The organism is Rhodohalobacter sp. SW132 (genome assembly GCF_003390325.1).
Classification (GTDB): domain Bacteria; phylum Bacteroidota; class Rhodothermia; order Balneolales; family Balneolaceae; genus SW132.
In genome coordinates this window covers 450,507-475,723 of sequence record NZ_QUOK01000001.1, presented here as the reverse complement: position 1 = coordinate 475,723, position 25,217 = coordinate 450,507, and the positions used below count along the sequence as shown (strand labels likewise).

The 25,217-nt window shown below is 44.7% G+C and carries 23 protein-coding genes; 2 read left to right on the top strand and 21 right to left on the bottom strand.

What is annotated here, in order from left to right:
• Positions 1 to 82: 82 nt before the first annotated feature.
• From DYD21_RS02075 to DYD21_RS02015, 13 genes are all read right to left on the bottom strand, one after another.
• Positions 83 to 397, bottom strand: a complete 315-nt coding sequence (locus DYD21_RS02075) for a two-component regulator propeller domain-containing protein (RefSeq protein WP_116031513.1) — start codon at positions 395 to 397, stop codon at positions 83 to 85.
• Positions 398 to 740: 343 nt separating this feature from the next.
• On the bottom strand, positions 741 to 1,571 hold the full coding sequence (locus tag DYD21_RS02070) for an energy transducer TonB (protein WP_116031511.1): 831 nt from the start codon (positions 1,569 to 1,571) through the stop codon (positions 741 to 743).
• The gene (locus tag DYD21_RS02065) at positions 1,572 to 1,982 is read right to left on the bottom strand and encodes a biopolymer transporter ExbD (protein WP_116031509.1); all 411 of its coding nucleotides are present in this window, start codon (positions 1,980 to 1,982) and stop codon (positions 1,572 to 1,574) included. It abuts the gene before it with no gap.
• 3 nt (positions 1,983 to 1,985) lie between these two features.
• Complete coding sequence (locus DYD21_RS02060; RefSeq protein ID WP_116031507.1) at positions 1,986 to 2,696, bottom strand: MotA/TolQ/ExbB proton channel family protein; 711 nt, start codon at positions 2,694 to 2,696, stop codon at positions 1,986 to 1,988.
• Positions 2,697 to 2,707: 11 nt separating this feature from the next.
• Complete coding sequence (locus tag DYD21_RS02055; RefSeq protein ID WP_116031506.1) at positions 2,708 to 3,832, bottom strand: SPOR domain-containing protein; 1,125 nt, start codon at positions 3,830 to 3,832, stop codon at positions 2,708 to 2,710.
• Complete coding sequence (locus DYD21_RS02050; RefSeq protein ID WP_116031504.1) at positions 3,822 to 4,031, bottom strand: hypothetical protein; 210 nt, start codon at positions 4,029 to 4,031, stop codon at positions 3,822 to 3,824. Before DYD21_RS02050 ends, DYD21_RS02055 begins: the two co-directional genes overlap by 11 nt.
• A gap of 9 nt (positions 4,032 to 4,040) precedes the next feature.
• Positions 4,041 to 5,783: a hypothetical protein gene (locus DYD21_RS02045; protein WP_116031502.1), complete on the bottom strand. Its 1,743-nt coding sequence runs from the start codon at positions 5,781 to 5,783 to the stop codon at positions 4,041 to 4,043.
• A 109-nt stretch (positions 5,784 to 5,892) separates the two neighbouring features.
• On the bottom strand, positions 5,893 to 6,903 hold the full coding sequence (locus DYD21_RS02040; RefSeq protein WP_116031500.1) for a lysylphosphatidylglycerol synthase transmembrane domain-containing protein: 1,011 nt from the start codon (positions 6,901 to 6,903) through the stop codon (positions 5,893 to 5,895).
• Positions 6,900 to 7,553: an outer-membrane lipoprotein carrier protein LolA gene (locus DYD21_RS02035; protein ID WP_116031498.1), complete on the bottom strand. Its 654-nt coding sequence runs from the start codon at positions 7,551 to 7,553 to the stop codon at positions 6,900 to 6,902. The genes DYD21_RS02040 and DYD21_RS02035 overlap by 4 nt, the downstream gene beginning before the upstream one ends.
• Positions 7,534 to 10,017, bottom strand: coding sequence for a DNA translocase FtsK (locus DYD21_RS02030; protein ID WP_116031495.1), 2,484 nt, complete (start codon positions 10,015 to 10,017; stop codon positions 7,534 to 7,536). Before DYD21_RS02030 ends, DYD21_RS02035 begins: the two co-directional genes overlap by 20 nt.
• A complete protein-coding gene (locus DYD21_RS02025; RefSeq protein ID WP_116031493.1) occupies positions 9,998 to 10,747 on the bottom strand; it encodes a 2-phosphosulfolactate phosphatase in 750 nt (249 codons plus the stop codon). The genes DYD21_RS02030 and DYD21_RS02025 overlap by 20 nt, the downstream gene beginning before the upstream one ends.
• 18 nt (positions 10,748 to 10,765) lie before the next feature.
• Positions 10,766 to 11,863 carry a glycine cleavage system aminomethyltransferase GcvT gene (gene gcvT, locus DYD21_RS02020; protein WP_116031490.1) on the bottom strand — a complete coding sequence of 366 codons (1,098 nt, stop codon included), beginning with the start codon at positions 11,861 to 11,863 and terminating at the stop codon, positions 10,766 to 10,768.
• Positions 11,856 to 12,245: a hypothetical protein gene (locus DYD21_RS02015; RefSeq protein ID WP_199535445.1), complete on the bottom strand. Its 390-nt coding sequence runs from the start codon at positions 12,243 to 12,245 to the stop codon at positions 11,856 to 11,858. Before DYD21_RS02015 ends, gcvT begins: the two co-directional genes overlap by 8 nt.
• Positions 12,246 to 12,475: 230 nt before the next feature.
• Here DYD21_RS02015 and DYD21_RS02010 point away from each other — a divergent pair, with 230 nt between their 5' ends.
• Together DYD21_RS02010 and DYD21_RS02005 are read left to right on the top strand one after the other, a co-directional pair.
• A complete protein-coding gene (locus tag DYD21_RS02010; RefSeq protein ID WP_116031488.1) occupies positions 12,476 to 13,606 on the top strand; it encodes an Mrp/NBP35 family ATP-binding protein in 1,131 nt (376 codons plus the stop codon).
• Positions 13,607 to 13,640: 34 nt separating this feature from the next.
• Positions 13,641 to 14,264 (top strand): TlpA disulfide reductase family protein, encoded by a 624-nt coding sequence (locus DYD21_RS02005; protein ID WP_116031486.1) that lies wholly within the window; start codon positions 13,641 to 13,643, stop codon positions 14,262 to 14,264.
• Between the two features lie 118 nt (positions 14,265 to 14,382).
• On the opposite strand, the gene rho is transcribed toward DYD21_RS02005, so the two are convergent.
• The 8 genes from rho to glgB form a co-directional block, all read right to left on the bottom strand.
• Positions 14,383 to 15,597 (bottom strand): transcription termination factor Rho, encoded by a 1,215-nt coding sequence (rho, locus tag DYD21_RS02000; RefSeq protein ID WP_116031483.1) that lies wholly within the window; start codon positions 15,595 to 15,597, stop codon positions 14,383 to 14,385.
• 155 nt (positions 15,598 to 15,752) lie between these two features.
• Positions 15,753 to 17,069, bottom strand: a complete 1,317-nt coding sequence (locus tag DYD21_RS01995) for a lipopolysaccharide assembly protein LapB (RefSeq protein ID WP_116031481.1) — start codon at positions 17,067 to 17,069, stop codon at positions 15,753 to 15,755.
• Between the two features lie 46 nt (positions 17,070 to 17,115).
• Positions 17,116 to 18,438 carry a hypothetical protein gene (locus DYD21_RS01990; protein ID WP_116031478.1) on the bottom strand — a complete coding sequence of 441 codons (1,323 nt, stop codon included), beginning with the start codon at positions 18,436 to 18,438 and terminating at the stop codon, positions 17,116 to 17,118.
• Between the two features lies 1 nt (position 18,439).
• Positions 18,440 to 19,645 carry a hypothetical protein gene (locus DYD21_RS01985; protein ID WP_116031476.1) on the bottom strand — a complete coding sequence of 402 codons (1,206 nt, stop codon included), beginning with the start codon at positions 19,643 to 19,645 and terminating at the stop codon, positions 18,440 to 18,442.
• Between the two features lie 61 nt (positions 19,646 to 19,706).
• The gene (locus tag DYD21_RS01980) at positions 19,707 to 20,513 is read right to left on the bottom strand and encodes a glycogen/starch synthase (protein ID WP_116031474.1); all 807 of its coding nucleotides are present in this window, start codon (positions 20,511 to 20,513) and stop codon (positions 19,707 to 19,709) included.
• Between the two features lie 21 nt (positions 20,514 to 20,534).
• A complete protein-coding gene (locus DYD21_RS01975) occupies positions 20,535 to 21,359 on the bottom strand; it encodes a phosphosulfolactate synthase (RefSeq protein ID WP_116031471.1) in 825 nt (274 codons plus the stop codon).
• Positions 21,360 to 21,445: 86 nt separating this feature from the next.
• A complete protein-coding gene (gene malQ, locus DYD21_RS01970) occupies positions 21,446 to 22,942 on the bottom strand; it encodes a 4-alpha-glucanotransferase (protein WP_116031469.1) in 1,497 nt (498 codons plus the stop codon).
• Positions 22,943 to 22,954: 12 nt separating this feature from the next.
• Positions 22,955 to 25,162: a 1,4-alpha-glucan branching protein GlgB gene (gene glgB, locus DYD21_RS01965; protein WP_199535444.1), complete on the bottom strand. Its 2,208-nt coding sequence runs from the start codon at positions 25,160 to 25,162 to the stop codon at positions 22,955 to 22,957.
• Positions 25,163 to 25,217 lie beyond the last annotated feature (55 nt).

Below are 25,217 nucleotides of genomic sequence, written 5' to 3'. Positions count from 1 at the left end.
GTCTGGTTAAATTGGCAATTCAATGGGATATTTGGTGTCTTATATTGTTCTTTGGTTTCTATAGTGAATTGGCCCTGTGGGCTTAAATAATTTCAATGGTTAAACTCAGCCCAAGCCGGTCCCCTGCACCCCTTTCCTCTTCTGGATTGTAAGTTTTGGCAGACATCCCTCTGACACACTGCTCTCTGACAAACTGAACACTGATCCCAAACCACATAAAGCCTTGGCTATCCTTCAGGATGGAGTACACGGCATTTTGGGAGAGGCCGTCATCCATGGTGAGGTATCGGAAGCTTACATCTTGTGCAATTGCACGAGCCCCCGCGAGCAAATGAGCCACAATAACCCGCACTATGACGCCGTAATGGCAAAATGTATTCCGTTTTCTATGATCCAACACATGACAATTTAATTGACGCCATAAAGCTTTTTTTCAAGTATAGCTTTATAAATCTACTCGTGCCACAATATTGGGAAAATCTATTTTTTCTATTAGGTAAGTAAGGTTTTGTGCCAAGAGCATCTCATGAGGAAATACACGCCTGCCGTCTGCGTGTGCAAAAACAGCGTGCAGACGGGTCAGTATTGCCTCAAAGCTCTCAGTAAGTGGATTACTCGGTGGAATAGTATGGAAATGAAGAAATGACCGGTTTAAATAAACCAGTAACCGGCACTTTCAGGCAAAAAAAATCGCCCCGGGTGGAGCGATTTTTTAAAGTAAATCGATGTGATGGGTAGAATCAGTCCAGAACGAACCTAAATGTGATGGTTCCCCACTGTGGTTCTTGCGGCACGCCTGAGGGGAGGCGGGAGAATCGCCAGCTGCGAAGAGTTCGCATGACTTCCCTTTCCAGTTCGGGGTTCATCTTTCTAAGCGGAAATACACGACCCAAAGAACCATCAGGATTTACTTCGAATCGTACTGTAATTGTAGCTTCTTCATTTGTTGGATTGGAAGGCAGTGGCTGAACCATCGGGGAGCGGTCTAAATCACCTTCCCACTGAAGATCATATGGAGCGGATCTATCTGGATTCGCACCCGTACCCTGATCGACATTTACATCACCTTGTGCACCTCGTTCATCACCGCTTTCGGCAACCCCTTCCTGAACTTGTTCATCTTCCTGCGTTTGCGGTGGGATGTCGATCTCTTCAATTTCTTCTGTTGTTTCAGTCGCCTGTGGATCGATGACCTCAGTCTCGGGGGTTTCAATTACCTCATCATCAATAATCTCTTCAATCTGTTCGGTAAGGTCTACAGGTTTCGTAGCCTCTTCTTCAGGCTGCTGAGGTTCTTCTGCAGGCTGTGTGATTTCAGGATCAGGATCTTCGGGCTGCTCTTCAGCAGGATTTGGCCGTGTTGCCACATCTTCTACCTGCTGCTCGGCATATTCAGCCACGGTACCGCTCTGAAACTCACCGAGGGTAACCTCCATATAAGCTGGACGGTTATCTACATCAAAACTGACATAGTACAGCAGCGCAAAAATCAGCAAAATCAGATGCAGAACACCCGTAATGCTTAATCCAAAGCGATCTTCTTTATTGATATTTTTAAACCAGTTGAGCATTTAGTTGTGTTGCTGCTCCGTTGCCATTACAATATTTAAATTAAGTGCCCTGCCGATATTCATCGCTTGGACGGCATCTTCCACTCGTGCATCGCGATCGGCTCGAACCACCAGGGTACTGTTCGGGCGAGCCTGATCTGCCTGTCGTATAGCATTTGATAAATTTCCGCGAGCTACCTGTTCGCCATCTACAAAGAAATTACCTTCATTGGTGATTGCTACCGAAATTTGCAAAGCTTCTGTGGTTGTTCCGGCTTCGGCCTGGGGGATATTTACCCGGATGCCAAAATTCGATACAAACGAAGAAGTCAGCAGAAAGAAGATCAGCAGCAACAAAATGATGTCGGTCAGCCCTGACTGCGAAAAATCCGTCAGTGGCTCCATCGTTTTGCTGTCTTTACGGAAATTCATCTATTAATCCTCTTTTCTTTTGCGGGATGGTGTTTGCAGCAGGTCGATGAAATCGGCCGATGCGTTCTCTAATTCAAAAATCATTCGGTTGATCTTGCCCAGAAGGAAATTGTAAAATCCATAGGCAATGATTCCCACAATAAGCCCGGCAGCTGTTGTGATCAATGCTTCCCAGATACCACCGGCCAAGACACTCGGATTAACGTTGCCCTGAAGCGACTGGATATCCATAAATGCGCGAATCATACCAGTAACCGTTCCCGTGAACCCTATTAACGGTGCAACACCTGCAATAGTTGCCAGCCAATTCATCCTTTTTTCAAGCATATAGATCTCTTTTTTCCCCGCATTCCGGATTGACTCCTCGATATCGCGAATGGGGCGACCCAGGCGGCGGATTCCAGACTTCAGAATTCGTGCCAGTGGTTTATCAAACTCCTCACAATATTGAATAGCACGCTGCTGACTGCCGGATTTAAGCAGTGACTCAATGTTATTGAGCATGGCTGCAATATCCATCTTCGAGTTTTCAAGTGTTCTCCAGCGTTCAGCAATTACATAAATGGCCAAAATGGAGAGAAGAAACAGGGGAATCATCAGGACACCACCCTGAGCTAATATTTCAAAAAAAGACATTGATGTGTCGTCTTCGAGCATTTGAGCCAGGGTGTCTGCGTCGGTGTCCTGGAAGAGAAATCCTAAATTAATTTTCATGTAGATGATATTTACTGTATGCGTTGAATAAAGTTTTGGTTTCTATAGGGTTCAGGCAGGGTTTCTGCCTCATTTAAAGCATCCTGGATCGATTCAAACTGACCAATTCCAACTCTGTAAACTACCTGTCCGTCAATGGTACGTTCAGTAACGTTCGATCGATATCCATCTTGTGCGAGTTCACCGGCCGTCTGTTCTGCGGTGTTTCTGTTACGAATGGAATGTACTACAATGGTAAATTCAGAGCCTGTAAATTCCTGATACTCACCGTAAAGTCCGTATCGATCCTGATCGGTCGCATCTTGCGTTTCATCCGCTTGATCAGGCAGATTCGTAGTTGATTCATCGGTTTCTACTTCATCGGGGGTTTCAGGTTCCTCGGGTTCGGTAAGATCCTGTTCTGCTGATACGGGAGGCTCCTCCAGTTCAACCGGCTGTTCTGTTTCTGCAACTGTCGATTCGGGTTCCGGTGCAACAAGATACTCATTAATTGCAATATAGCCGATACCTAAAAGCACAACAGCCATTATCACTACGATAATGGTTACCATAGGGTCGCGCTTTTTACGCACAGGTTTCGATTTCGGCTGATTTGTTCCTGTAGTCTTTTTATCGGACGTTGTTCCCGTTTTGGTAAGTTTTTCTTCAGGTTTCGGTTTAATTTCATCGGACGGATTCTGGAAAAGCTTTCCAAATGGGTCAGAGGGGGGACCGCCTTCACTGGAATCGTTAGATTCTGTCTCAGACGCTTTTAAAGTTTTGCCAATTCCGAATACGTCATCGTCCGACTCCGGGTCGGGTTCAATATCCGGTTTTTTATCTTCAACATTTTCATCATCTGCCGGTTCATCAGCAGGAGGAAGGTTCTGTTTTTTTGAGGGCTTAATTTCCACCGGTTCCATTCCGGCATATTGAAAATTAATCTCTGTATTTAACTGGTCCGAAGCTTTAAATGCGAGTTCTCCATCCTCATCAAAATAGAACAGGCCAAGCCCTTTAATTTCCAATGCTTTGCCACGATTAGCCGCATCCATAATCCGCTGAGTAAGCTCATCAAGCTGAGCTTCAACGTCAGCTTTTTCCATCTTGGTTTTTTCGACCAGCAGACTTATCAGCTTTTCTCTGTTAATCGTCATGCGGCAGATTTATTTGAGATTTAAATTCAATGGAATCTTTTGGCGGCATAATCACAACACTTCCATCTTCAGCTTTTTTCTGGGTCTGATTGTGATGGACTTTATAAAACTTACCAATCCCATCAATCTGCACACTGTTATCGATTGCCACTTGTTCACGAATGACATCCTTAAGTTTTTTTATAAAAAGTGGTTCCATTAACTTTGTTTAAAATAGATATGTAATTCCCACGTATGCCTGGAATCCACGCTCTTCATAACCCTGCCAAATCTCGTAGTTAACGTCATTGATATTCAGAAGTTTGGCATAGATCCCCGCGTTGCTTGTGAGTGCGAGTTCGAAACGGGTTCCAATCAGCAAGAAAGAGCTGAGATCATATCCGTTCGGATTGTGACGGCTGCCTTTAAAATCGGCCCATCCTTCAACCACAAGATCACGAATCGGGCGGAAAGATGCAGTTCCTTTCAATCCCAGAGCCTCAACGAATGGAATCTGATTGTTTCCTGAGAGCCGCGGACGCTGCCAGTACGCATCGGCACCAACCCAGAACTTTTCAGCAGCAAGCTGTTGTGAAAATGAACCGTAAACCTTCAGGAAGGATGCATTTTCAAAGTTTGGCTGGTATGAAAAACGGGCTTCTGCAGTTTCTTCGGGAAAGGTAACCAAATCTTCGGTTCTGGTAAAATATGCATAATTGCGAATGTGCTTAAATTGCACGCCACCGGTAAACATGGTTCCGTTTAGCGGTTCCATGATTACTTCACCGCGTACATCCGTGTTGTACTGATGTGAAACCGGATCGGTCAGCCCGATAAACCGGTTCATTTGCCTGTACGTTTTTAATGAACGATGCTCCGGCTGGCCTGAAAATCGTCCTCTTACGTCAATCCCGTCTAACAGCGTATGACGTATATCAATTTTAGGGGTGATGTAGAAGGTTGATTCATCAAATGCATCCGAAACATAAGCTCCTCCTAAAGAGGCCTCAATATCGGTTTGATAGTTCAGAAGCCGTTCATAGGTTACTCCTGCTTGTGTGATACTCCAATTATCCTGGTCTCTTCCGATCATTTCGATACCGCCCATATTGTGTTTGGCAGATATCGAGTAAACTTCCTCAACTCTTGAACCCGCCCAAGCGTAGTTTAATCCAATATTTCCGCCCCATTCGCCGGCCTCACCTCCGGTTACGGCGCTCTCACCGCTGTTTATATCAAATTGATGGGTATAAAAATTAAATACCGAACTGAATCCGCTAATTGCAGTTCTGTTATAATTCATGTTCCCCCCCAATCTGAATCCGGAATAACTGGATCGTGCAGAAGTCGGGGAAAATGGATCGAGGTCCGCTTCGTCAGGCGGAAGATAGTTGAAATTAGAAAACACACCGGTATTCAATCGAATCTGGGTACGTTCTGTGGGCCGGAATTGTGAGCGGACCGACGTATCGAACTCCCGAAATGAGCTGCTAAAATCATCCAAATGTCCATTTGATGAGCGATGATTCATATTCCCGGAAACCCAGTTTCCGCTCCCAAGTCCCTGGATCATGTAAATATCAGCTTCGGGTGTGATGTATGATCCGATTCCAAGACGGGCAAATCCCCTCTGAGGGTTAGCATACGAGAGCGGAGTGTAGCCGGGGGCATCCGGCCGGTCAAGTTCGCCAACGGGCAACGAGGCAGCCACAGCTTCTTCAGATTCAATAAAGGGGGTGCGATTCGGGTCGATTTGAAAGACACGCGGACTTGGGTTGAAACCTAAAATAGGCTGTCGTCTTAAACCGGGAAACCGAGCCTGAAACTGGCTGCGAATCTCAATATCCTGGGGATCAATTTCGGGGAGTAGATTTTGCGGTGCCTGTTCTGCAGCCTCCTGCCCGTGGAGGATTGATGCAGTACCAAACAAAATAAATAATGAGAAAAATGCGGTGGCGGCTGTGCGTAGCATATATGCGGTTGATCGAAAGTTACAATAAGGTAAAATATGAATTTTCAGGCGATGTTTTATCAAAGGTTCGTAAAACATGTACCGAAACTGAAAGTTATGTTCCCGGTTATCAACGGACGTTCCCGGTTTTGAGTGTATAATATTTATCAAACCAGAGTGCTGCAGGTGCAATTAAAAAAATCAGCAGGATTGTAACTCCGTGCGCAACTGTCGCAAATGTGAGTGCTGTTGCGAGCGGCACACCATACAGCAGCCACATTGATTGCTGTATCAGCAGGTGGTAGGATCCGATTCCTGCAGGTGTGGGAATACTCACTCCAATGGATGAAACTATCGTTAAGACAATGGCAGACTGTACCGTAAGTCCAAAATCGGCTTGCAGATTGAGCATCCAGAACGGAATGTAGGTCATTGCGATATAACCAATCCAGATCCCGGATGTGAGTAAAATAAAAAGCGGCCAGTTTTTTATATGCCTGATGGAGATCATTCCCTCTCCAAAAGATCGTCCTAATTTAACAACTTTCTGGAAAAGCGGGTTTGAAATTGTATTCTTTTGATCGAGATACATTAGTGTTTTGTAGAAAAACCAGATCGAGAAAATAATACCGGCTAAGATTGCCGGAAGGATTAAATAGGTATACCAGGCCCATCCGTCTATACCCAGCAACTGTTCAAGCAGTTCAAAATCGGCGCTGAGCGATATCGCTACAATGGCCATCAAAACAAGCATGCTGCAAATATCAATCAATCGCTCCAGGACGATGGTACCAAGCATATTACCGGAACTAAGCCCGTGTTTTTTTGCTACGTATACCGGCCGGGAAACTTCACCTAAACGGGGGAAAATATTGTTCATCATATAGCCAAACATTACGCCGGCAAATAGTGAAGATCGTGGCGTCTGCTCGCGGATTTCTTCGCTGAGCAGAAGCCGCCATCGTTCAGCCCGTAAATAGTGACTAAACAAGAGTGCAAGAATGAAAAAAGGTAGCCAGTAAAAAGTAACGGCTGCAACTTGATCCCTGAACTCTGCAGCATCTACATTCCTGGCTGCAAGCCATATAAACAATATGGCTACAATAAGTGAGATAAGAACATTTAACGCCCGTTTACTCATTGTGAGTTGTATCGCAGATCGATCTGTTCAGCGTCTTCCGGTGGATCAATTTGAAAAAGCTGGTCTGATGGTGTCGTAAATGAACCATTGGAAAAGCGGGTAATCAGCCTGTTTTCGGCCTGGTCAATAGCCAATATTTCTACAGGCATGCCACTTTGATTCAGCAGGATAGTTACCCGTTCGAATATAGAAAAGGGATCATCAGAAACCAGAATGATTTCAGTCTGACCATCACCCGTTGCGGATTCTTCCACCACATAGCTCTCATCCACGCCCTGTAGCATTCGGGAAGGGGCAAAATCATCCTCTTCTTCAATATAGTCGCTGATAATCACACGGTTTTTCGAACTGTCATAAACGCGCGAAATGTCGCCGTCTACTACCATAATCTGTCCGGAGCCTTCAATTTTGTACTGCTCTTTACCTATCCAAATTTCACCTTCGCTGCTTTGAACTTCACCGGTGAATGAATCCTCGTAGCGATGTGAAAAATCAGCATGCAAAATTTGGCCATCTTCGAAAGTTGCCTTCAGGCGGTCAAATTCCGGTGTATTTTGCCCCTGGGCGAATAGAGATCCGCCGGCCAGAAAAATTAAGGTGAGGATAAAGGCAAACGGTAATTGTTGTTTATTAAAGGCCAAGTTCTTCATAAATCTCCTCGAGTTCGTCCTCTTCAGTTAATTTGACATCCCGTGCGGTGCTTCCCTGGTACGGCCCTACTACGCCCGCATTGTAAAGCTGATCAATGATTCTTCCGGCACGGTTGTAACCAATCTTCAGTTTTCGCTGAAGCAGTGAAACCGATCCCTGCTGGTGAAGCACTACAATTTTAGCGGCATCTTTAAACAGGTCATCGATATCATCGAGCGGATCGGGTATGCCCGACTCTTCATCTTCTACTCTGGGCAGGTGAAAAGGTTGCTTGAAGCCTTGCTGAACTCCGATAAACTGGGTGATCTTCTCAACTTCTTCTGTGGATACATACGCATTCTGGATCCGGGTCATTCCCGCTCCGTTGGTGAAAAGCATGTCGCCCCGGCCCACAAGCTGGTCGGCACCTCCGGTATCCAGAATCGTGCGTGAATCGACCTTTGAAGCTACCTGGTAGGCAATTCGTGCCGGGAAGTTTGCTTTGATGGTACCGGTAATTACGTTAACGGAAGGCCGCTGCGTTGCCACGCACAAGTGAATCCCGATCGCCCGGGCAAGCTGTGCCAGGCGTGCAATCGGCTCTTCGATTTTTTTACCTGCAGTCATCATCAGGTCGGCAAGTTCATCAATAATCACAACAATGTAGGGGAGATGTCTGTGGCCAAGATCTTCATCCAGTTCACCATCTTTAAACTTTTCATTGTACGATTTGATGTCGCGCACCATCGCCATCTTCAACAGCTCATAGCGCTCGTCCATTTCATGCGTTACACTTTCCAGTGTTTCGAGTGCCTTGCTGGTATCGGTGACGATCGGCTCTTCAGCACCGGGTAAAACGGCCAGGAAGTGATTCTGAATGTTTCGGTAGAGCGAAAGTTCAATTTTCTTAGGATCGATCAGCACAAACTTTACATCATCCGGGTGGCATTTGTAAAGCAGGCAGGTGATGATGGTATTTATTCCAACCGATTTACCCGACCCGGTGGCACCGGCAATCAGCAGGTGGGGCATTTTAGTGAGATCGATCATAAAGACTTCATTTTCGATCGTTTTACCAAATGCCACGGGCAGATCCATATCGGTATCCACGAATTTTCGGGTATTAATAACCGACTTGATGTAAACCGTTTCACGAGAGCTGTTCGGTACCTCAATACCCACAGCAGACCGCCCGGGGATGGGCGCCATAATTCTGAGTCCGTGCGCGGCAGTGGCCATTTTCAGATCGTTGGCATAACTTTCAATTTTGCTGATCTTTACATCCGGCGAAGGTTCAAGTTCGTAGAGTGTAACTGTTGGGCCTACAATTGCATTAATTGAAAGAATCTCAATTTTGTGGCGTTTCAGCTTATCAAGAATAATTTTTTTGTTGAGCTTGATCTCTTCCAGGTCCACTTCGTTTCCTTCATTCGGAGGTGAATCAAGCAGATCGATGCCCGGGAATTTATATTTGATGACTGGAATTTCCCTGGCTTTCTTCCTGTTTTGGCGATCCAATTCTCTATCACTTGCCTCTTCTTCACCTTCCCCAATAAAAACAGAGACTTCTACATCATCATCTTCTTCAGAAATATCTGCTGAATCTCCCTTATCGAGAATTGCACGAGGTGGTTTCTTTTCGAGTTCGGCGCTCTCTTTTTTCTGGTTCTCCCGGCGCTCGAGGTCTTCTTGCTGTGAACGTTCTACAATATCATCAATGGATGATTCTTCAGATACGGAGTTCTCATTAATGGCCGAACTGTTCTTCATGGCCCGCTCAGCTTTTTGCTGCTGACGAATTTTTTTCTCCTTCTCTTTCTGTTCTTTTCGCGCGGCTTTTTTCCGTTGCTTCTCCTCTTTGCGCTCCTGTAGGTCGTCGCGCATGCCGCCGGTCCAGCTTTTAAATGTATCGATGGTTTTCTGTAAATCTCTGTCAACGAGTATCAGTGCAGATACAAAAATCAGTACAGAAAGTATGACAATAGAACCAATTCCAAGGATATTCTGAAGGATGGCCGCAGTTCCAAGGCCGAAATTACCGCTCCAAATGGTCGTAAGCAGCTCAAGTTCATTATGAAACCAGCCAAACAGTGTGGAAAAGAGCAGCATAACCCAAACACCATAGGCCAGTGGCCATCCGAGTTCTTGCAGGTCATTTTGCCGGAATAGATACCAGCCGAATGAGGCGATCATTACAGGGAGAATCAGGCTGGTGAATCCGAAAAGCGAATGAACGAGAAAATGGGAGATATAAGCTCCTACCACACCAAGCCAGTTGTTGATGTTCAATGCCGGGCCCTGGTCTACAGAGAATATAGCACCGGGACTCATGGATTTAACAATCCCGTAATCATTCGGATTATATGATGCGATACTCAAAAGCAGCAATACCGCAACTGAAATAATAAGAATGCCCGCCACCTCCAGCTTTCGGGTGGTGTCGAAATTACTTAAAAACGAATTTTTAGACTTCTTTTTTGGCATAAAAATTTGTGATGATCCCGTCGTTTAATACAGGTAAAATATCGCAGATATCGGTTTGTGAGCAGTAATCCACATCTTTTTCGTCCGTAAGATCTTTCAGGCGCACGGCGTGGTTTGAACTATGGATTACCTCGGGGATATTATCCCGGAACTTATCGTAAAGACCGAATGCTACCTTTGCTCCATCACGAGCCTCTGGGTGCAGGGAACCGTTCCCTAATTTGTGAACGATGTTACCCGCAAACAGGAGGTCTTCAATTGCCATACGGCGTCTCCATCCCGCACATACAAGCACAATATCTTTTTCCTCTTCGTGTAATGTTTGAACAATAGTAGAAAGGTTCAAAAAAGAACCGACGTAGAGTTCGGCTGATCCCACCGCTTTTTTAATCGCTTTTGTACCGTTTGTGGTATTTAGAATGAGCGTTTTGTTTTTTACAGTATCAGAGTTGTACTCAAAAGGAGAGTTTCCAAGATCATAGCCTTCAATTTTAATGCCGTCTTTTTCACCACACAGCAGAAGGTTGTCGGAACCCACACTTTGTGAGATTCTGCTCGCTTCACCCATATCCTCAACGGGGATAATTCCTTTCGCCTGGTTCATAAGCGCAGTAATAATTGTGGAGGAGGCTCGCAGCACATCAATCACTACCACAACTTTATTTCTCAGCTCTTCCTCGTGAAAAGACTGGGATGAAAAAAATACATCTAACGTTTTCAAATTTGCCATTAGTAGCTGTCTTACAGATTATTTTTTTAAAAATGGTGGTTTGGTAACTGTTGCCGGAACGTGATCTTTCCGTATTACAACATGAATTTCTGTTCCCGGCTCAGTATATGGTAATTGAATGTAACCCATACCTATACCCTTACCAAGGGTAATGGATTGAGTTCCGCTTGTAACATAACCGATTTTATCTCCATCACCGTTAACAAGGTCATACCCGGCTCTCGGTACCTTGCGGGGTTCGTTTATTTCAAATCCCATGAGTTTTCGATGAAGTCCGTTATCTTTGGCTTTGAGGATCGCATCTTTTCCTACAAAATAATCTTTTTCAAGTTTTGTAAGCCATCCCATACGCGCTTCAAGAGGGTGTGTGTCTTTGGTGATATCATTTCCATACAGAGCGAAACCCATTTCCAGCCGCAAAGTATCACGGGCGCCAAGTCCGGCAGGTTCCAGTCCGTGCGGAGTCCCTGCTTCCAGAATTGCATCCCAGATTTTCAATGGATCTGCGCTGCGCGTGTCGATATAAAGTTCAAAGCCTTTTTCACCGGTATATCCGGTTGCTGATATAATGATATCTTTCTCTCCGGCAACAATTCCGGTTTTAAAGCTGTAAAAGCCGATGTTAACAAGATCTTCTTCTGTAATCTGGCTGAGAATGTTTGCAGATTCCGGCCCCTGAAGTGCTATCAGCGCAATATCGTCAGATCGGTTTTCAATATCTGCATTCAGATCATTTTGACTTGTGATCCAATCCCAGTCTTTTTCGATGTTTGAAGCGTTTACCACTAGCATATACGATTCATCATTGAGCATATATACCAGCAGATCATCCACAATTCCGCCATTCTCATAACACATTGCCGTGTATTGAGCTTTCCCCGGCTTCAGCTTTGAAGCGTCGTTTATCGAAATTTTTTGAATCAGGGGAAGCGCATTCGGACCGTTCACAAAAAATTCCCCCATATGTGAGACATCAAATATTCCGGCTTTTTCCCGCACCGCATGATGTTCCTGTTTAATCCCGGCGTACTGAACAGGCATCAAAAATCCGCCGAAATCGATAAGTTTTGCTCCGGCTTTTTTATGTTTTGGGTAGAAAACGGTCTTTTTAGACATCGGGTGAATCTGTTCGTCGATTTACGATTTCATTTGAAAATGCGGGAATGCAAACGGCCCAATATACAGCAGTTTCGTCAAAAGGGTTACTATATCTCACAGTGCTGTTTTTATGAATCAGGATCGTTTGATTTTCTGATAGCGTGACAGTTTCATGCTCTGTTTGAACATTTATACGGCCTTTCACCATGATGGTGATTTCATCAAATTCCGGTGTCTGTTCAGGCTCATCCCATCCGGAGGGAGCTTCCATCCGTGCAACAGAGACAGATTCGGTTCCGGTATTGATCTTTCCGATGAACTCTTCAATCACCTTATTTCCCGGAACCGGAATGATGGCCGGATCAGTAACCAGTGTAAAATTCTGGGGATGTTTACTCAATACGAATGATAAATTGGTTAAACACAAAAGTTAACCAATTTTATACTTAATTGAACATTTGATGTGTAAATCAAAAATGTTTCTGCTTAACAAAACAAGTTGCTCAATTTATCAATACAAAACTGCATCTGTAAGAAATAAATCAAATCAAACTGTTTGAACTCGCGTTTATAAAACCGTGAATATTCCCTATTTTTGTTGCAACTGAAATTGAAGTTGAAAACAATCTGATGGCGATACGAAAAGAGCAGGTAATTACCGCATTAACACACGTTTTGCATCCTGAATATGAAAAAGATCTGATCACACTGGACTTGATCCAGGATCTGATCGTCCAGGAAAAATATATTTCTTTTACTCTGGAGCTGCCTTCCGAAAATAAACCGCTTGCTGCTGATCTGAAAAAGCAGTGCACGGAAGCTGTTCATAAATTTGTGGATAAAGAGGCTGTTCTCGACATCACGGTGGGGATCAATATTTCCAAAAAGCGTGAGCTTGATGGGGATGATGCAGCTCCTCAACCTCAGCAACAAAATGCAGGTCAGCAGCAGCCTGTACTTCCGGGTGTGAAAAATATAATTGCTGTGGCATCCGGGAAGGGTGGCGTTGGTAAATCTACAGTTGCGGCAAATCTTGCGGTTGCCCTCTCCAAAGCGGGACATTCCGTGGGACTGCTTGATACCGATATTTACGGTCCCAGCGTTCCAACGATGTTTGGTGTAACTGAACGGCCGAATATCACCACAGATAAAAAACTTGTCCCCATTTATAAACACGGCGTTCACCTCGTGTCGATGGGTTTTCTTGTGGATACCGACCAGGCGATGATCTGGCGCGGACCGATGGTGACGAGCGCAGTAAAACAGTTTATGCAAGAGGTGAAGTGGGGGGAGCTGGATTACCTCGTTCTCGATCTGCCACCCGGCACAGGCGACATTCAGCTTACCATTGTTCAGACAGTTCCGCTTACCGCCGCTGTGATTGTATCTACACCTCAAACGGTAGCACTTGACGACGCTCGTAAAGGAGTGGCAATGTTTGGTAAAGTAGATGTTCCTGTGCTGGGTATCATCGAAAATATGGCCTATTTCACACCGCCCGATATGCCCGAGAAAAAATATTACATATTTGGAAAACACGGAGCACGAAAATTAGCACAGAAACTCGAAGTTCCATTTCTTGGGGAAGTGGCACTGCAGGAAAATATCCGGGAAACATCAGACAGCGGAACGCCGGTCGTTGAAGCACAGCCCGATTCGCCGGCTGCAAAATCGTTTCTGCAGATTGGGGAGCGCGTGAAAAATGCACTGATTACTCTAAATAAAGATCCCGAGAAAATAGAGATTAATATTCGCCCCTGATTCCGGATTAACCCGGTGCGCCGGAAATTAGATTATGGCTAATAAAGAATCTTCAGAAAAGAAAGAGAAGAGCTTCAGGCGATCACTGATTGAGTGGAGTGTAATAGTGATCGCGGCACTGACGCTCTATCTCACTGGCTATCATACACAGGTAATCGGAACCGTACAGCGTGCCTTTCTGGCGACAGGTTTGATTACACCCTCTCTGAGTATCGATTATGATGAGATGAGGGATGCCGGTACGGAGTTCTACTTTGCTGATAAAGACCATAGAACGCAAAGCCTGGCCGAACACAAGGGAAATGTAGTTTTTCTGAATGTATGGGCAAGCTGGTGTCCCCCTTGTATTGCAGAAATGCCGTCGATTGCCAATCTCTATTCAACCTTCAAAGACCGGGAAGGCTACAGTTTTATCCTGGTGTCAATGGATGAAGATTTTTCTGAAGCGGAAAGATTTATGGAGAGCCGCGATCTTGATCTGCCGATCTATCACTACCGGGGTCGGGACCGTGACATTTTTCAGAGTGATCTGCTGCCCACCACTTATGTGATCACTCCGGACGGAAAAATAGCCATGGAAAAGCAGGGAATGGCCAAATATGATACGCCGGCCTTCAAAAAGTTTCTCGAAGACCTCGCTGATCTGCAGGTGCATTGACTGCACGGCTAAGATAAAAGGACCAGGCTGATATCAGATCTTCAAATTTTTGAGATAATAGCGCAACAAACTCCACTCTGAATTGAAGCCTGCTTTCACCATTTAAAAACGGAGAAAACTACGTTGTGGCTGCAAGCTGTGCAAAGAGTTCTTCGTTGCTTTCGGTTCGCTCAATTACTTTCATGAGCATTAGCATCGACTCTTTTGGTGACTTTTTGAGAAGAAAGCGTCTCACCATATTTCGTTCTTCGATGGAGTCGGTAATGAATTTGTCCTCATTTCGCGTGCCGGATGCGGCGATGTTAATGGCCGGGTAAATCCTGTCGTTTGCCAGCTCTCTGTCCAGTACGAGCTCCAGGTTACCGGTTCCTTTGAACTCTTCAAAAATAAGGTCATCCATTCTTGAATTAGTCTCAACAAGACAGGTTGCGATAATGGTTAACGAACCGCCGCCCTCAATTTTTCTTGCTGAACCGAAGATTTTTTTCGGGATTTCGAGAGCACGAATATCGAGACCACCCGATAGTGTTCGTCCGCTGTTGGACTGCACTGCGTTATAGGATCGGCCAAGGCGTGTAAGCGAATCGATGAGAAGAACTGCATCCTGGCCACATTCTGCTTTTCTTTTCACATAGCCAAGCGCCATCTCTGAGATTCGCACATGGCTGTCGGTTGGTTTATCATTTGAAGATGCAAAAACCTCGGCATTGGTGGATCGAATAAAATCCGTGACCTCTTCGGGGCGTTCATCAACCAGCAGAATTGCGGTACTGATGTTGGGATAATTTTCGGTAATACTTCGGGCGATTTTCTTTAGAAGCACGGTTTTCCCGGTTCGGGGAGGGGCGACAATCAAGGCACGCTGACCTTTGCCAACTGGGGAGATCAAGTCCATCACACGCAGCTCATGATCCGACGGATTATGGCCAAGTTTTATTTGTTCATTCGGCATGATAGGAGTTTGCAACTCAAACCGATTGGTTTTTTGCCAGAACTCAGGAGGGTTACCGTTTATTTTTTCGATAGAATGAACGTGCCGGTTTCCGCTCTGATCTTCTTCAAACTCACCTTCCATAATCAGGCCGGATCGCAAATCGTGGTATTTCACTTCGTCCGGTTTCAGAAATGGGTCTTTTGGATTATAGCTGAACTCATAATCGAGTTTTCGGATAAATCCATACCCCTTCTGATTTATTTCAAGAATGCCGCTGAAGCGACCTCCGATCCTTGTTTTCTGATTGTGGTGAAACTTTGGGATGAATACGTTTCCGTTGGTCCCTTTTTTATTGCTTTTTTTGTAGTTCCGTCCTTTACCTTTTTTTGAACGTGCCATACACTAATTTAAATAATGATTAATTGTCGCTTCAGGAATCCCAGAATTCAATGATTTGAAAAACCGGCAGTTATAGAAGTGAGAAGCTGATGAAGAAAAGTGAAGCGATTTTTATCGCTTCACTAAATATAGAAAGGAATTGAAGAGAATAAAAATTATCGAACCCGTGTCGTTTCATTTATCCAGGCATAGCATTGGTGGGCCGAGCCGTCAATGCGCAGTTCCTGACCAGTTTCCCAATCCCTGAAGAATTTATCTTGTGTAGAGGGTACAACCGGTTCGTAGGTGGCATACCGGCTGCGAACCGTGTTTGCTACGGATGGATCTACATCTCGTGCTCTGTCAAGATAATCCATTACAAGCCAGTAAACTCTTCTGTCATCCCTGTCAATGGTTCTGTTTCTTGTGCAGCGTGAAATCGTAGCTGCATAGATAGATGAAATCCTCAGATAGGGCTCACCCCAGTTTCCGTCAATTGCAATTGCTTGTCTTGCATAATCTCTGGCATTCTGAAATTGATCCATATTCTGATAGACTTCAGAAATCTCAAGCGTAATATTTCTGCGAATAGTTCGATCGTCAGTTTTTTCAAGCGCTTCTTTTAAATAGCGGTTTGCAAGCTCATTCTGAGCATCAGCTTTTGCATAATCCGCTAGTTTACGCGTGTGTGTAAAATTAGGGTTCACGTCATAGAGGCGTTGAGCAACTTCAATAGCCCGATCCCTGTTTCCCTGGGCTTCAAAGAGTGAAGCGAGTTCATTTAAAAGATCTTCATTATCTGGTGTGTCAGCCAATTGGCTTTCGATAAATTCAATCCTCTCTTCGGGATCTGAAAAGATTTCGTTTCGAGCATCACTGATAGCACTTTGCACTTCTGCTCCTCCAATTGGCTCGATAATATCGATCATATCAAGAGCTTTTTGGCGTTCTCCGTTACTTACATAATTGTTTAACAAAAGTCTGGCGTAGTAGCCGTCGGCTGCTTCTGTAAGACGTCCGGGATGCGACTCAAAAAGTTCTTCATAAATTTCCAGAGCTCTATCCATCCCGCCATCGATATTTCCGGAGTGGCGCTGGTAGAACTGTCCCTTGTTGAATGTCCATTCAAATACATCGATTTCGTCTTCTGAAAATGTAGCCAGTGCATCTTCAAAAACATAGATGGCAGAGTCGAGATAGGCTTCTTTAAGGGCGGGATCTGACTGAAGGTCCGCTTTCTCGGTATAGATCCGTCTCATTCTGTTATACTGAGTGGGGAGGCTGAATCTGCCGAAACCTTCAATTGTGCGTGGTTTTTTCTCGAGCATCCATCGGCCGAACTGCAGTGCCATATCGTAATCGCCCTGCGTATAATTGTCGTAAAAAATGGAGTATGCTGCGATTTCACTCATTCCGTAAGGGGGCTCGCTTTGTGCATGCGCCACAGATGAGAAACCTGCCACAAAAAGTAAAATTGCGATGTATCTTTTCATTGGTCTGTAATCTTGGTTCGTATACGTGTGCAGTTTTTTATTATGATCATTGAAAACGTTGTCTCAGGAACATAAATTCTGCAAGATTTAATGAGAGTTTGAATCCCCATATATTTTCTTTAACCAAACTCTCAGATTCTGTTCCCCGAACACCATAATTAAAACTCAAATCAATGGATGATCGGCTACGTTGTGAGGGTATGGTTAAACCTGCATGAAACATCACTGTTTCAATATCCTGGTCTGATATAGAAAGAAAGCCATTATCATATGTTGCGCCTAAACTATACCTGAAATTAGAGAAGAACCCGCTTGCTTGCTGGTTCAGGAACGGATGATACTGATAGCCAACGCCAACTTTGGTTCTATCCTTGTAGTATCCCTGTTCTGTTAAATTATAACTAAATTCTGCATCCTCCCAATTTTGGTACTGAAACTCAGCAGAAAAGTTATGGTACGGGTTTAAATAATACGTAAGCCCGGTGTTAATTTCCAATGGTAACTTTACCGTTCCCTCTCTGGATGGAAGACCATCGTTCAGGCTAACCCGGCGCGGCTGAGTATTTACTATGCGAAACGTTCGCAGAGACCGGTCGCCGTTTATCGATACAGGCAAGTTGGCTGTTGCTGCGAGTTCTACACGGTCCCTGGAGCCGAATAACCCACTAAATCTTGTGAACACACCAAAGCGGTTTCCTAAACCTGCACCGGTAATTTCATCTGTAATAACACTTGGTTGTCCGCCCCGCTGGAATTGATTATCAGAGAAGGACGTTGTGATTTCTTCTGTAATTGACATTACATGGGCTGAAACGGCATACCCCAGTGTGAGATTCGAGTTGACGCGATAACCCAGGCCAAATTCAAATCGGTTGACGCCACCAGAGCCGATTGAGCTCGAAGCATAATCAACGGGATCAGCAGAGCCAATGATTTGAAAGCTTTCTTGCTCAATACGGGCAAAATCAGATCGCGTTACCGGTGAAAACGAAATGGAAGCTCCCAGCTGGTTTCGTAAAATCGGAAATACAAACTGAAAGTTATCAAATGCAAATTGTGAATTTGTAGCTGAGGAAAACGCGTCAGTTGCGTCGTAGTTTGTCATCCCCATTGTGAGCTGTGCCTGGGTAAGTTCTGAAAGTGCCCAATGTGCAGGGTTTGACAAACTTGGTGCAAAAGAACTGGGTGTTGCTACTCCCGATAACCCCATGCCGTTGGTGTGCGAGGAGTTGAGATTTGCTGGATTGCCAAATCCAATTCCGGAGTATATTGAACCTGATCTCGATTTATTCGGTTCAATCACCTGCGACATCACCAGCGCTGGAATGAGAAAAATCAAAGATAAAAGAAGAAAAACTCTACGATACATATCAGTTTTCAGGATTTATTGTGGTGATAATTAATCGGGGTCGCAAATCTTCCGGCGCGTCCGGGCCATACAGTGACAACGGATATATAAAACCGTTTACCAGCTGATTGGAGATGTAGAGCGGTGTGAAATCAAAATCACCAAACATATTATCGATAAAATAACTTGAAACATTAATTCTGAATTGCTCCGCCTCGCTATCACGGACTGTACCGGCATAGGCTGAGGTAGTAAATATTTCAGATGCAATGTTTAACGGCTCAGAGCTAAAATAGTGTGCACGTAACTGCTGAGTTTGAGGCCGGATGAATCCAGGCGGAGCAGTTTCGCCCGGGGTTGTGTCGATATCAAACACAAGCTGAACGTTAACGATCTCCTTTCCTGCAAATTCCGATTCATCAATATTTAAATTTACTTTCAAAATCTGTTCGAGCGTATTATGAAGAATCAGATTATCTGTTTCTGGTTCATCACTGCGTTCGAAAGATGTACCAAAATCGAGCAGGGGAACCGTTGCAATTACAGAATCCTGCTGGTTTTCAATAAGAAATCGTGTGACTTCGATATCGGTGGTATCATTTGCGGACGTTTGATTGCGCAGAAAATCAATTCTATTGTTTTGATCGGCCGGAACAACGGCAAGGCCGGGAAATTCAAATCGGTAGAGTGAATCTCTTTGTGCATCGTCACTGTTAAAGTAGTTCCGGTACCGATTTACCCATTCACTATCCAGATCGACTTCAATAGAACTCTCATCGGTCACTTGAAATGAACCCAGCAGATTTGTTTCATCATACGAAACCGGGTTATTATATGTGATTGCAGGCCCCCGCCATCGCTGATTAATTTCATACAGGTTGTATTCTGACACACTGTTTTCATCACCGTATTTAACAGTGTTGAACTCCAGGATAAGCCTGAGATTGTGGTCTGATGGAAACTCGTCAAGATCTTCAGGGTTGATACTTGGCTTTATCAATGCAGAAGCGTGGATTGAACCGTAAAATGGGTCATCCACTTTTCCAAGTGCAGACTGACCCAGCTGTCCGGAAAAGCCATTACCCTGCAATATCTCAATATCAGTGAGTGGATAAGTAGACGTCTGAACGCGTTCACCGCTGGGGTTCAGTCCTTCCCCTACGATTCCCTCGTTGTCGCAAGCTGATATAAAAATAAATAAGGCAAGAACCATAAAGGCAGAGATCATGGATCTGCTGCCTTTATTAACTTTGTTAAATAAGGTTCTTTGTTTGGGCGATTGGGAGGAATTAATTCTCGTCTCCGGCGATTGACCGGTAATAGTCTGCGAATTTGTCTGATACATCTTCGGGCGAGCCCTGAATTTTTATTGGGTTGATGTTTAATTCTTTGAACAGATCGTCGAATTGATCTTTTAGGTGATTCCCTGTAACCACGTGGTCACTATGTTTCAGGCCAAGTTTCAATAGATCAACCTTTCCGTTTTCGGTAAGATTATCGATATCAACAGAGTCGGGAAGACCTAACAATTTCAAAATGTTGTTGTTTTCGAAGTGGCCTTTGTTTTCGGCGTGATGCAGATTGTACACCACTTGTGTGTTTTTGAAAATTTTCTCGTCTTTGTACTTCGTTTTTACGAGCAGCGGAATGAGTCCGGCCGGCCAGTCGTGGCAGTGAATAATATCCGGTTCCCATCCGAGGCTTATAACAGTTTCAAGTACTCCTTTATTGTAGAAGGCCAGTCTCTCATCGTTATCATCGTAAAAATCTCCCGATTTTGGATCGTCAAACATCGCTTTTCGCTTGAAATATTTATCGTTATCCAGGAAATATACCTGCAATTTAGCATTCGGGATGGATGCTACTTTAATTTTCATTGTGTCAATCTCTCCGCCTACTTCTACTTCAATTCCAGAGAGCCGGATCACTTCATGTAACCGATTTCTTCTATCGTTAATAGAGCCGAATTTTGGCAGCAGAATTCGAATTTCAAACCCTTTATCCTGCAGTGAAGCCGGTAAAAAACGCAGAAGGTCTGCTGTATAGGTCATTCTTGCGAACGGGGCAATTTCAGTGGCTGCATATAGTATTTTCATGATAATAAAGTGGTTCGGTTGTTAATAGTTCTCCTGTGAACGGTTGGATGTTTCACTCCCGTTTTGGGATTCATGGGTGGTTGAATCAATGGTGAAAAAATCGAGAAGCGTATCCCCCCGGAGTCCCAGCCGCAGAGTTTCAACAGAAATAACCTCTTCGGGTTTGATGTTGCCGAGGTTAACGTTGGGGCCAAATTTTTTTATGAACCAGATCTGCTGATCCTTTTGAGGGGATTCAAAAATAAGTGATTCTTGTGGGATTTGATCTGTAATCTCTTCAATAAGCCCGGATCGGACCTCCCCGTTTGGTCGAAAAACACCAACAGTGCCGCTTTCGCGTGCCTCGCAAATAACTTTCCAGGATCCGGCCTCGAGTTCATTATTAATCATTTTAACCCATTTATAAGGCGGTATAATTTCATTCGGGTTTTTACTGCCAACTTCAGAGAGTACAGTAAATTCATTGCTGAGACGGTGTATAATATTCAGCTTTTTGTGATCGGACAAGCGGATGGTGCCGTTTGAAACCTCAACAAGTGTAATTTCATGGAACTTCAGAAACTCAATATACCGGTCGAGTTCATTCCTCAAAACGTACGCTTCGAACAATGTTCCGCCAAAATAAACAGGAATATTATACGATTTGTAAATATTTATTTTCTCTTCGAGATTTGCAGTAACATAAGATGTGCCCCATCCAAATTTAACAATATCAATATGTTGGGAGGCCGCACTGCAAAAATCTTCTGCCTGCCGGACACTAAACCCCGAGTCGAGAGCAAGGGTAATTCCTTTTGTGCGTGGCTTTCCGGTTCGCTGCGGAAGATTACTAAGGTGAAACGACATTCAGGTTTTTATAGTTAATTGCTAATTTGCTAAGATACAAAACGATGCTTTTGAATAAAAGCACCGATCTGAAGATGGTCGTGATTCTATCCGGGCGCCCGGTTACTCATCTCAATTAATTTCCGAATATAATCAGAATCTACATTTTCAAGCATGTCAGGAGTGTAGCGCCACATCCAGTTGCTGCCTACAGTTCCGGGCGTGTTCATTCGGTGTGATGAGTCGAGATTCATAAAATCCTGCAGGGGGAAAATAGCCTGATCAGCTACCGATAACATGCCCAATCGAACCAGCTCCCAGTGGATATTGTTCCCGTCGCTTCTTGTGTATTCCCGGGCTCTGTGCTGTTCCACTTCCGGAGCAGATTGATACCATCCGATGGATGTATCGTTGTCGTGCGTTCCCGTATAGGTAACACAATTTTGTGAATAGTTGTGAGGTAAAAAGTTGTTTGTTGAATCGGAGTCAAAAGCGAACTGAAGAATTTTCATGCCCGGAAAGTTAAATTTGTCGCGCAGCTCCTCAACAGTGGGCGTCATCACTCCGAGGTCTTCTGCAATGATGGGGAGTTCTCCCAGCTCTTTTTTGATCGTTTCAAAAAGTTCAGTTCCGGGTGCTTTTACCCAGTGTCCTTTGATGGCTGTTTTTTCGCTTGCTGCTACTTCCCAATACTCATCAAACCCGCGAAAATGATCCACCCGGATCAAATCATACAGATCAAACATCTGCCTGAAACGCTCTATCCACCAGGAGAAGTTATCTTTTTTCAGCTTACTCCACTTGTAGAGAGGATTTCCCCAAAGCTGTCCTGTTTCACTGAAATAATCAGGCGGCACACCGGCCACAAGTTTTCGGTTCCCTTGTTTGTCCACTTCAAAATATTCGGGATGGCTCCAGACATCCGCACTGTTGTGATCCACAAAAATGGGAATATCACCTACAACCCGGATATTTTTTGAGTTGGCGTACTCTTTCAGCGCATACCACTGGTTAAAAAACTCGAACTGCAGCCAGGTATGATATTCAATTTCATCGGCAAACTCTTTTCTTAACTTTTTGAGAGCGGAAGTTTTCCGCTGTGCAACATCAGGATCCCATGTATTCCACGAATCCCTGTTATTTGAAATGGAGCATGCCATAAATAGGGTGTAGTCTTCAAGCCAGTACTTATTGCTTTTTTTGAAAGTGCTGAGCTTTTTTTTATCACTGGCAGTTGCGGCGTTTTTGTATCGCCTGAACGCAATTTGGTAGAGCTTTTCCTTATTTTGATATGACTTCTCATATTCTGCGGTTACCGATACGGGAAGCTCGGCGTCTTGGCACTCTTGTCGGGATAACAGCCCTTTTTCGTGCAGCAGATCAAGGCTGATTAAGTATGCATTACCAGCAAAAGCAGAATAACTGGCGTAGGGTGAATTGCCATACCCTGTAGGGCCAAGCGGCAAAACCTGCCAGATTGTTTGCCTGGTTGATTCTAAAAAATCGATAAATGTGTAGGCCTCCCTACCCATATCACCCATACCATATTTCGAAGGAAAAGAGGTTGGATGTACAAGTGTACCACTCGAACGGGGAAATCTCATGTAAATTATTTTTTATAATTCTGGTTTTAAAACAAGTGCGGCAAGCGGAGGTACCTGAATGGTAACATTCGCTGGCTGACTGTGCCAGGCTCCCTCAACCGCCTGAACCAACCCGGGCCCGGTATTGCTGCCGCCGTAGAATTCAGAGTCACTGTTTAAAAGTACTGAATATTTTCCGGGTTTTGGCACACCAAATTTATAAGAATAGTGTACAGTTGGTGTGAAGTTCAGTATAAATACGAGAAAATCGTCGTGACCACGCCCCCGGCGGATGAAAGATAACAGGCTGTTGTCTGCATCACTGATATCAATCCACTGGAAACCTTCCCAGTTGAAATCGATTTCGTGCATGGCCGTCTCTTTTTTGTAGATGGTATTGAGATCTTTTACAAGCCTTTGAACACCCTTGTGATTTTCCCATTGAAGCAGGTGCCAGTCGATGGAGTTGGCTTCTGTCCATTCACTCCATTGAGCGAATTCACTGCCCATAAAAAGAAGCTTTTTCCCGGGATGGCCATACATGTAGGTATAAAGCAACCTGAGGTTTGCAAACTTCTGCCAGTCATCTCCCGGCATTTTGCTGATGAGAGACTGCTTCATATGAACGACTTCGTCATGCGAAAGCGGAAGCAGAAACTGCTCGGTGAATGCATAGATCATAGAAAATGAGAGCTGATCCTGGTGATAGCGCCTGTAGATCGGGTCTTTCTCCATGTAATCGAGCGTGTCGTTCATCCATCCCATGTTCCACTTCAGGTCGAAACCGAGGCCGCCGGATGAGGTTGGTCTTGAGACTCCCTGCCATGATGTGGATTCCTCAGCCATCGTAAGTACACCTGGAAAATATTCGTGAACGAGATCATTAAATCGCCTCAAAAAGTGAATCGCTTCAAGGTTTTCCCGGCCGCCATATTGGTTGGGCAGCCATTCGCCTTCATCGCGAGAGTAGTCCAGGTAGAGCATGGAAGCCACGGCATCAACGCGCAATCCGTCGATATGGAACTCCTCAAGCCAGTAGATTGCGTTGGAGATCAGAAAATTCATCACCTCGGTGCGGCCGAAGTTAAAAATATTGGTTCCCCAGTCTTTATGTTCACCAATTCGGGGATCTTCGTGTTCGTAGAACGCCGTGCCGTCAAATCTGCGCAGGCCGTGATCATCTTTAGTGAAATGTGCGGGAACCCAGTCTACCACAACACCAATTCCTTCACTGTGGCACCGGTCGATAAAAAAGCGCAGATCATCGGGGTTTCCGAAACGGCTGGTGGGCGAAAAATAACCGGTTATCTGGTATCCCCAGGAGGGATCGTACGGATGTTCCGCAATCGGCATCAGCTCTATGTGTGTAAATCCAAGTTCCTTTACATATGGAACAAGAGTATCTGCAAGATCTCTGTAGGAGAAAAAACCGGGGTCGCGGTCGGTGTGCCGTTTCCAGGATCCGGCATGAATTTCGTAGATCGAAACCGGCTGATCATCCGCCTGAACCTTCTTTCGTTTATTCAGCCATTGATCATCCTTCCACTTGTAGCTGCTATCAAAAACGATGGATGCGGTACCGGGCCGCAACTCGGAAAAGAAACCGTAAGGATCAGATTTCTTGAACGGCACATCCGAAGTTGCTGATTTAATTTCATACTTATAGAAGTCGCCCGATATAACATGCGGTATAAAAATTTCCCAGATGCCCTGTGCGGGATGTTTCCTCATACAGTGCGTTCGCCCGTCCCAGCCGTTAAATTCGCCTATCACACTCACGCGATCTGCGTTTGGGGCAACAACAACAAAATGAACGCCGTCAACCTCATCCACTGTTTTTGGGTGAGCGCCCATCCATCGATATGCATGATGGTGATTTCCCTCCCCCCAAAGCTGAAGATCGAACTCTGAAATCAGGGAATCAAAACGATACGCGTCCTCAAGGGTGTAGGTATCACCGGTGTGCCCGGTAATTTTTAACTGGTAGGAGAATCGGTTTTTTCTGCGCGGAAAAACATATTCGAAGAGATCCGTTCCTTCAATCCGTGGTATGGAAACCGGATTATTTCTGGAAGGGATAATCAGCTCAAGCGACTCAGCATCCGGCCTGAATGCCCTGAACACCAATTTTTCCTTTCCGTTAATATCTGCAGAATGCAACCCAAGCACTGAAAATATGTTGCCGTGTGAGCCGTTGGATATGGCTTGAATTTCTTCGATTTTAAGAGTCGACTGTTTCAAATCTGTGGGATTATGTTATGTGACGTATTTTTTTAAGACCATCAATCGGGTACTG

Excerpts from the sequence above, each read along its gene's own strand:
- DYD21_RS02070 (WP_116031511.1), bottom strand. The coding sequence starts at position 1,571 with ATGCTCAACTGGTTTAAAAATATCAATAAAGAAGATCGCTTTGGATTA.
- DYD21_RS02065 (WP_116031509.1), bottom strand. The coding sequence starts at position 1,982 with ATGAATTTCCGTAAAGACAGCAAAACGATGGAGCCACTGACGGATTTT.
- DYD21_RS02060 (WP_116031507.1), bottom strand. The coding sequence starts at position 2,696 with ATGAAAATTAATTTAGGATTTCTCTTCCAGGACACCGACGCAGACACC.
- DYD21_RS02055 (WP_116031506.1), bottom strand. The coding sequence starts at position 3,832 with ATGACGATTAACAGAGAAAAGCTGATAAGTCTGCTGGTCGAAAAAACC.
- DYD21_RS02050 (WP_116031504.1), bottom strand. The coding sequence starts at position 4,031 with ATGGAACCACTTTTTATAAAAAAACTTAAGGATGTCATTCGTGAACAA.
- DYD21_RS02045 (WP_116031502.1), bottom strand. The coding sequence starts at position 5,783 with ATGCTACGCACAGCCGCCACCGCATTTTTCTCATTATTTATTTTGTTT.
- DYD21_RS02040 (WP_116031500.1), bottom strand. The coding sequence starts at position 6,903 with ATGAGTAAACGGGCGTTAAATGTTCTTATCTCACTTATTGTAGCCATA.
- DYD21_RS02035 (WP_116031498.1), bottom strand. The coding sequence starts at position 7,553 with ATGAAGAACTTGGCCTTTAATAAACAACAATTACCGTTTGCCTTTATC.
- DYD21_RS02030 (WP_116031495.1), bottom strand. The coding sequence starts at position 10,017 with ATGCCAAAAAAGAAGTCTAAAAATTCGTTTTTAAGTAATTTCGACACC.
- DYD21_RS02025 (WP_116031493.1), bottom strand. The coding sequence starts at position 10,747 with ATGGCAAATTTGAAAACGTTAGATGTATTTTTTTCATCCCAGTCTTTT.
- gcvT (WP_116031490.1), bottom strand. The coding sequence starts at position 11,863 with ATGTCTAAAAAGACCGTTTTCTACCCAAAACATAAAAAAGCCGGAGCA.
- DYD21_RS02010 (WP_116031488.1), top strand. The coding sequence starts at position 12,476 with ATGGCGATACGAAAAGAGCAGGTAATTACCGCATTAACACACGTTTTG.
- DYD21_RS02005 (WP_116031486.1), top strand. The coding sequence starts at position 13,641 with ATGGCTAATAAAGAATCTTCAGAAAAGAAAGAGAAGAGCTTCAGGCGA.
- rho (WP_116031483.1), bottom strand. The coding sequence starts at position 15,597 with ATGGCACGTTCAAAAAAAGGTAAAGGACGGAACTACAAAAAAAGCAAT.
- DYD21_RS01995 (WP_116031481.1), bottom strand. The coding sequence starts at position 17,069 with ATGAAAAGATACATCGCAATTTTACTTTTTGTGGCAGGTTTCTCATCT.
- DYD21_RS01990 (WP_116031478.1), bottom strand. The coding sequence starts at position 18,438 with ATGTATCGTAGAGTTTTTCTTCTTTTATCTTTGATTTTTCTCATTCCA.
- DYD21_RS01985 (WP_116031476.1), bottom strand. The coding sequence starts at position 19,645 with ATGATCTCTGCCTTTATGGTTCTTGCCTTATTTATTTTTATATCAGCT.
- DYD21_RS01980 (WP_116031474.1), bottom strand. The coding sequence starts at position 20,513 with ATGAAAATACTATATGCAGCCACTGAAATTGCCCCGTTCGCAAGAATG.
- DYD21_RS01975 (WP_116031471.1), bottom strand. The coding sequence starts at position 21,359 with ATGTCGTTTCACCTTAGTAATCTTCCGCAGCGAACCGGAAAGCCACGC.
- malQ (WP_116031469.1), bottom strand. The coding sequence starts at position 22,942 with ATGAGATTTCCCCGTTCGAGTGGTACACTTGTACATCCAACCTCTTTT.